This window comes from Syntrophaceticus schinkii, assembly GCF_000946815.1.
In the GTDB taxonomy this organism is placed as follows: domain Bacteria; phylum Bacillota; class DSM-12270; order Thermacetogeniales; family Thermacetogeniaceae; genus Syntrophaceticus; species Syntrophaceticus schinkii.
The window spans coordinates 1-6,109 of record NZ_CDRZ01000048.1 but is presented as its reverse complement, the minus strand read 5'-3'; the positions used below and the strand labels follow the sequence as shown (position 1 = coordinate 6,109).

7 protein-coding genes and 1 pseudogene are annotated in these 6,109 nt (G+C 42.5%); 3 read left to right on the top strand and 5 right to left on the bottom strand.

Annotation, left to right across the window (positions count from 1 at the left end; genetic code table 11):
- The 5 genes and pseudogenes from SSCH_RS18080 to SSCH_RS18825 all read right to left on the bottom strand — a co-directional run.
- Nucleotides 1-231, bottom strand: a pseudogene (locus tag SSCH_RS18080) (IS5/IS1182 family transposase); the annotation flags it as partial.
- 730 nt (nt 232-961) lie between these two features.
- Nucleotides 962-1,402, bottom strand: a complete 441-nt coding sequence (gene rnhA / locus SSCH_RS03655; RefSeq protein WP_044664291.1) for a ribonuclease HI — start codon at nt 1,400-1,402, stop codon at nt 962-964.
- A gap of 206 nt (nt 1,403-1,608) precedes the next feature.
- Complete coding sequence (locus SSCH_RS03650; RefSeq protein ID WP_044664290.1) at nt 1,609-2,001, bottom strand: DUF4363 family protein; 393 nt, start codon at nt 1,999-2,001, stop codon at nt 1,609-1,611.
- Nucleotides 1,998-2,684, bottom strand: a complete 687-nt coding sequence (locus SSCH_RS03645; RefSeq protein ID WP_044664289.1) for a YetF domain-containing protein — start codon at nt 2,682-2,684, stop codon at nt 1,998-2,000. Before SSCH_RS03645 ends, SSCH_RS03650 begins: the two co-directional genes overlap by 4 nt.
- A gap of 126 nt (nt 2,685-2,810) precedes the next feature.
- A complete protein-coding gene (locus SSCH_RS18825; protein ID WP_052835264.1) occupies nt 2,811-3,281 on the bottom strand; it encodes a hypothetical protein in 471 nt (156 codons plus the stop codon).
- Between the two features lie 360 nt (nt 3,282-3,641).
- Here SSCH_RS18825 and SSCH_RS21665 point away from each other — a divergent pair, with 360 nt between their 5' ends.
- The 3 genes from SSCH_RS21665 (at nt 3,642) to SSCH_RS03625 (ending at nt 6,004) form a co-directional block, all read left to right on the top strand.
- Nucleotides 3,642-4,046: a DUF4405 domain-containing protein gene (locus SSCH_RS21665; protein ID WP_044664288.1), complete on the top strand. Its 405-nt coding sequence runs from the start codon at nt 3,642-3,644 to the stop codon at nt 4,044-4,046.
- A gap of 273 nt (nt 4,047-4,319) precedes the next feature.
- Nucleotides 4,320-4,994, top strand: coding sequence for a response regulator transcription factor (locus SSCH_RS03630; RefSeq protein ID WP_044664287.1), 675 nt, complete (start codon nt 4,320-4,322; stop codon nt 4,992-4,994).
- Between the two features lie 125 nt (nt 4,995-5,119).
- Nucleotides 5,120-6,004, top strand: coding sequence for a sensor histidine kinase (locus tag SSCH_RS03625; RefSeq protein ID WP_232294201.1), 885 nt, complete (start codon nt 5,120-5,122; stop codon nt 6,002-6,004).
- Nucleotides 6,005-6,109: the final 105 nt, after the last annotated feature.

Sequence of the window (6,109 nt, the reverse complement as noted above, 5' to 3'; positions counted from 1 at the left end):
TTTTAGCCTTCTGACCAATGCAGCCATTGTCGGTATTTGCTCTATCTTTGCAGCTATTAATGCTCTTAGTTTGTATTTGGCATTGTATCCTCGAGGTCCATTATGTTTTCTGGGTAGCCTGGATATTATTGGTTTCAAATCAAGGGTGCTAAAAATCTTTTCCAGTCTAGTTTCAGGTTGCATTTTTAATGCATCTTCGAAGGAAATCAGGCACTGTTGTCGAATATACAAGGTAGCTTCATTCCTTTCCACTTTTGCTTTATTTGGTTTGATTTACCTTATAATTCGGCAAAAGTTGGGGTGAAGCCTTTATTTTAGGCCTTCAAAACCTTGATTTCAATGAGTTTTTTAGAATGAAATTTTCTCTACAGAAAGTAATAAAAGGTATAAGCCTATCCATTAATTAAAGGGAAAACAAGAATGAATATGTAAGAGGGGGCATCGCTTTCTGGTGCATTCATCGTGGGTCGAGAACTAGTATACACTGGAACAGCTTACCTATGGATTTAATATACACAGGAGAGTTCCATTGCTGTAATAATTCGCCACGATTTCCATCATATCCTGCTAAAATTGCCGTTTCAGTTGTTTCGTGGCGAAATCTAACATTTAGGTTGCACTTCATTGATACTATAAATCCAAAACTAACTGTTTAAGTGTTATTATGATTAAGGGAGTGCCAGAATTACGCCAAAAATGTTTATATTCTTCATAGAGGATTAATTCTTGAAAACATATATGTTGATAATATGAAAGAAAAACTATCACAGCGACTTCACATACACTTACTGGTTTTCATAATATGGGTGGGACTGTTATTGTATTATGTGTTCTAACACCGGAGTAATTGAGATTATTGCTCCATACGTCACCCCCTATCTCCTCAAATTATCATATATATTCTATTTGACACCATCCTTCCTTTTTCCTCTCATATTTTGCTATTAGTGAGAAATATTTGTCAGAATGCTACCCCCCTCACCCTCCCCCTCGCCAACTCATCACACCGCTCATTGTAGTGATCGCCGGCATGGCCCTCCACCTTATGCCACTCAACACTGTGGGTCTTTGTCAGTTCAATCAACTCTTCCCATAAATCCCTATTTTCCACAGGTTTTTTTCCTGCGGTCAGCCAGCCGTTTCTCTGCCACTTGTTGATCCACTTTTTTTGGAAGGCGTTAACTAGGTAGGCGCTGTCTGAATAGAGGTGAACATGGCAGGGTTCTTTCAGCTGTTTCAATGCCTTAATGGGCGCGGTGAGTTCCATGCGGTTGTTGGTTGTATCATCCTCTCGCCCGCTGATCTCTTTTTTGTGGTTTTTGTAGATGAGTACCGCAGCCCACCCTCCGGGTCCTGGATTGCCGGAGCAAGCGCCGTCAGTATATATTTTTACTTCCTTCATAATTAACCTCCAAATTATGTTCATTTATATATGTTAAACGCTACCAACTTCTATTTCACCGGGCAAGTTTCCTGCTATACCAAAAAACCCCTATCTCGGGGTTTTGATGTATAGCGCAGCTTTTTCCTGGCTGTTTTTGGAGTGTGTGGTTGCCTGTGACATTCTATATTTAAAAGCCGGCGGCAGGAGTTTATCCAAAATACACATCAAAATATATTATACAGTGTCAACCGCTCACGCTCAGGAATGTGCTCTAAAAGCATGATCGCTTCATTAATTTCAGCAACAGCATTTATCGCATCTTCAGCATCAATAAATGACTGGCCGCGGATCAATCTCATCTCTATATTGTCCAGTTCAAAGTGATCAGTGAACATCGCCCATTTCTTGTGCGCATCGTCCCAGTTCTCATTAAACTTGGCATAAGCATCTCTGCTTTCCTTCCATTTTTCCTGTTCCACCGCCTTTTTTACTTCCTCCAGTTCCACTACCATTTTAGATGCGCTGCGGTCCAGGTAGCGATGAGAATATACTCCACCGAATCCGATAATAGCAACAACAATAAATATAATGACATATGAACCTATGATACGTTTCATAAATAATCATCCCTGCCTTTCAAAAAGAAGTCGATCTTGCCTTCGGTGGTATACTGTGCAAAGAACACTTCCCTCAGGTCAGTGATCTGCTGTGTCCGAGCTTGCTGCTGCAGTACGTCTATTGTAATTCCCGCTAACTTTAGGTTTTCCAACATCACGTTACCATCCATGATCACTGATATGGGAAAGTGGGGATCTTCCACAGGGGTTCCTAAGTCTCTGGCAGTAGGCGGTTTGACATCTGCTTTGGGAATAACGCTGATCGAACCATTGGTTTCCAGTACTGCATAAGCAATATCGGAGATATTGGGATACTCTTTATTCCTGAGTTGCTCGAGGAGATCACTGATGTTGATCCGAACAAGACGCATCATTTCGCGAACAGGTTTCCCATTGTTGATTAAAATTATTGGGTTCCCGCAGATGATCTTTCGTGCCTTTTCACTGTACAGTATGATCAGTGAGAGCACAATTTGGACAGCCATTAAGACGAGAATACCGACAATACCGTTTATCAGGGGTATTCCGGTATTGCTCATGGGAATTACGGCCAATTCTGCAATGACAATGGTGATCACCAGCTCAAAGGGCTGCAGTTGTCCGATCTGGCGCTTCCCCATCAAACGCATTACAACAACAAGGAGCGTATAAAGTATCAGTGCCCGTACGGCGACTAAAAGCATCTCTTCACCCCTTCAAAACCTCAAACTTTATTTTACCCGTCTGCCTGGGATTAAATGCACGCAAAAAGACTGCCGTGAGGGGCAGTCTTTTTGCATCGATTATTGGATGGCAGAGGCCACTTGTTTTTATTTTCCAATGTCTTTGTTTGTGTTATAGGTAGGATGTCCCCCACCGGTACTGCTTGTAAACGAGCTGGGTCTGGGTGTGCTTGTGGCGGACCCACCGTCCCCATCAGCCTCACCCCTGCCGAGTTCTCTGGACATTTCAAAAGAAGTGGAACCATACTGTTGTCCACCCGGGGAGAATGTCTGCTGACCCATTTGGCCCATCCCCATTCCACCACCTATGGGAGGCTGCGTACTATAGGTAAACTGGCCTGGGGTGGTATACTGTGTGCCGGTTGCTGTCGACATCTGCTGAAGCTGCTGGGAGACCTGGTTTACCAACTGCATGCAGCGCTGCATCTGTTGAGCAGCCGAACGCTCACTCTCCGTCATTTGGCTCAACCGCGAGACATTTGTCTGCTCATTCTGGCTCAGTTGACTGCAGATCTGGGAAATCTGGTTGAGACTTTGCTGAATTCCTTGAATATTCACTACTGAGAACACCTCCAAAATTGATTTATTGTTATTATCCCTCCCCCTCCTTTCTTTATGCGCTGCGATAAATAACACTTATAAATACTTGACAGCCTACCCACCCAGGATTAACCTTACAGACAAGTAGCACAGAAAAACCTCGGAAGTGAAAAATATTGAAGTTCAAATTGGCCAAACTGTCTCTGTCTTCACTGTCTATCTATAGGGAAGCACTGAGATGGGCTGCCCGGCAGTTTATCGACTGGTTGGAGGGTCACCTGGCTGTGGCAGAATAACAATTCACATATTCTTCGCCTTATTTTCACAAAATAGACACATTCGATGGTTAAACTATGATAACAGAAAGCACGTGATCACATGGTTAACAGAAGCGAAAGAAATTACTTTTTAGATATCTCCTTATTTATAACTGGCTTTGCATGTTTAATTACCGGAATCCTGTTGCATCTGAGGCCTGAATTCAGCATCTCCGCTCTAACCTATATTAGGCCCTTACATATATGGATCGGATATGTGATGGCAGCTGTCATTGTAGTTCATTTACTATTGCACTCCGATTGGATCGCTTCGCTGACAAAAAGGATAGGCAGTGACAAAAAGAAGGTTGTTATTTTAATAAGCATAATTCTGATATCTTTAATCACTTGCTATGCAGCAGCGGTATGGGGGCCAGATACCCAACATGGCAAAGGCCAGAACAGAGGTAAGCAAAAAGGCTATACGCATAACCAAAGCAATAATTCACTATCCTTTCCGAAATAATGAACATCCCCCAGTTTCAATAGATAAAGAGTGGGGTGACGCCAAAAGTCACCCCATTCCCTTTTATTAACCTGGCCTTGAAGTTAGGTTTTCGGGCTGTTTTAATATAAGAGAGGCATTAGTGCTTCTAACCGGGTTAAAGCGAACCGATAATATTAAGGAAGTTAAAAGATTTGAAGGCCTGGAAGTTGACCAGCCAGGACAGCAAATCTATCTGGAAGGGCAAAGAGACCAAACTGAGCCATAAAGCGAAGCTGATTAAGGAAGGTGAGAATGGTGGCCAGTAAGATATTGATTGTAGATGATGAGGACCGGATGAGGAGATTAGTCGGGGATTTCCTAAAAAAACAGGGATACGCAGTGACCGAAGCCGCTGATGGGCGTGAGGCTTTGGATCTGTTTATGGCTCAATCAGATATCGATCTGATCATACTGGATGTCATGATGCCTGAGTACGATGGATGGGCTGTCTGCCGCGAAATCAGAAAAACATCACAGGTGCCCATTATCATGCTGACCGCAAGGGGAGAAGAATCTGATGAGCTTTTTGGCTTTGACCTTGGTGCAGATGAGTATATCGCCAAGCCGTTCAGTCTTAAAATACTGGCCGCCAGGGTACAGGCATTGTTGAAGCGCACCGAAAATAATAAGGCAGTTAAAAGCTTTGATGGGCTGGAAATAGACAATCCGGGGCGACAAGTCTACCTGGACGGCAAAGAGATCGAATTGAGTCCTAAGGAGTTTGACCTGCTGCTGTACTTGGCGGAAAATGCGGGTATCGCCCTGAGCCGCGAGCAGATCTTGAATGCGGTTTGGGATTACGATTATTTCGGTGATGGAAGAACAATAGATACTCATATCAAAAAACTCAGATCTAAGCTGGGTGACAAAAATGAACTGATACAAACTGTCAGGGGGTTAGGCTATAGATTTGAGGTGAAAAAATGAAGCATTCTATCAGAACCAGGCTTTTTCTGAGTATTAGCTGCTTGATCATATTTTTTGTCGCTTTATCCCTGCTCCTAAACTCACAATACCTCGGACAATATTATCTGTGGCAAAAGAAACAGTCTTTGTTAGAGATCAATAAGCAGATCAGCAAAAAATATCAAGGTAATCCCCTGAAACTATCTTTGGAACTGGAAAAATTAGAACAAAATAAAGGGCTGAGCATTTTCTTTATCGACCAGGACTATCAATTGATCTACAGCACCTCTATGAGAATTATTGAGCAGCCCTCCATACTACTCTCCGTACAACCAAAACTGAATGCTTTAGCAAAAGGGGAGTACTTTACCGGTATTCTCAAGGACACCAGATTAGAAACAAAGTTTTTAGTCCTCGCTTCCAGACTGGAGAATAACGAAGTTTTGGTGTTAAGCACACCATTGGCAGCTATAGGTGAGAGCACTGCTATCGCCAATAAATTTTTCCTGTTTACCGGTCTGATCACTATTGTTATCGGTGGGGTTGCGGTATTTTTGTTTGCCAGAAGCTTCACAAAACCGATTCTCCAGCTCAATGATATCGCTCAGAGAATGTCTAAATTGGACTTCAGCAAAAAATATGCAGTGCAGTCCGATGATGAAGTAGGACAGCTGGGTAAAAGCATCAATTCTCTTTCTGACCAACTGGATAAGGCGATTTTCAGTCTGACAGAAGCAAACAAAAAATTAAAGGCAGATATTGAACAGGAACGAAGGATCGACAAAATGAGAAAGGAATTCATCAATAATGTATCCCATGAATTAAAAACCCCGATTGCTTTGATTCAGGGGTATGCAGAAGGTTTGAAATTAAACATCAATGAGGATGAGGAAAACAAGAATTATTATTGTGATGTGATTATGGATGAAGCCAGCAAGATGAACAGGCTGGTCAAGGAACTGCTTGATTTATCCCAGATAGAATCCGGATCTTTCAAGCTGGATAAAACGGCTTTTAATTTATCATCCTAATAGAGAGTGTTCTGGATAAATACAGTCGGTGTTGGGTCGAAAAAGGGATCAAGGTGGAGTTAGACATACCGGAATACCTCACTGTTAATGGAGATGCTGTGCGCA